This is a genomic window from Mesorhizobium sp. M7A.F.Ca.CA.001.08.2.1 (assembly GCF_003998455.1).
Classification (GTDB): domain Bacteria; phylum Pseudomonadota; class Alphaproteobacteria; order Rhizobiales; family Rhizobiaceae; genus Mesorhizobium; species Mesorhizobium ciceri.
This window is the reverse complement of the sequence record NZ_RZPW01001307.1, coordinates 1-811: the sequence shown is the minus strand read 5'-3', so window position 1 is coordinate 811 and position 811 is coordinate 1. Positions and strand designations below refer to the sequence as shown.

1 protein-coding gene is annotated in these 811 nt (G+C 66.3%); it reads right to left on the bottom strand.

The window, feature by feature from the left end:
• Positions 1 to 811 (bottom strand): ATP-binding cassette domain-containing protein (locus EN914_RS37020; protein ID WP_164779245.1); only part of this gene is annotated, 811 nt, incomplete at both ends.

Sequence of the window (811 nt, the reverse complement as noted above, 5' to 3'; positions counted from 1 at the left end):
GGCCTAGCCGTGTGAAGCGCGATATCACCGGCAGCGTGGCGTTCTGGCTGCCCGACAGTTTCAGGAACAGGCCTTCGGATTTGCGGTCTTCCGGCACCAGGCCGATGGCCATGTTGGGGCGCAAGGCATCGGCCGGCGAACCGAGCCAGACCTTGCGGCCGTCGACGAGGATGTGGCCGCGCTCGATCTCGGCCATGCCAAAGCAGGCCAGGAACAGGTCCTGCTGGCCCATGCCTTGCAACCCGGCGACGCCGAGGATTTCGCCCTTGCGCAGATCGAAGCCCGCGCCGTCGAGCTTGCGTCCGACCTTGAGGTCGCGCACGCCCAGAACCGGCGGACCGAAGGCCTGGGCGCTGTCCGGCTTGGGCGGAAAGGTCTGCTCGATGCTGCGGCCGATGATCTTTTCGATGACGTCGGCATCCGAGACATCGGCGACCGGCGCGGTGACGATGTGGCGGCCGTTTCTCAGGATCGTCAGCGTGTCGCACAAAGCGCGGACCTCGCGCATGCGGTGGGTGATGAAGACGATGGTGGTGCCTGCCACCTTCAGCCTGGCGATGATGTCGCCCAGCCAGTCGACGTCGCGTCCGGCGAGCGTCGAGGTCGGTTCGTCGAGCAAAAGGATGCGCGGCTTGCGGTAGACGGCGCGCGCGATCTCGATCTTCTGGCGCACCGAAAGCTCGAGCTCGCTCACCTCGGCATCGAGATCGACGGAAAAACCGAGATCTTCGATATGGCGGCGGACGGCCTTGCGGGCGGCACCGCGGCGGATCAGGCCGGAGATGCCGACGGGGGCGTAAGGCAGCAGCAT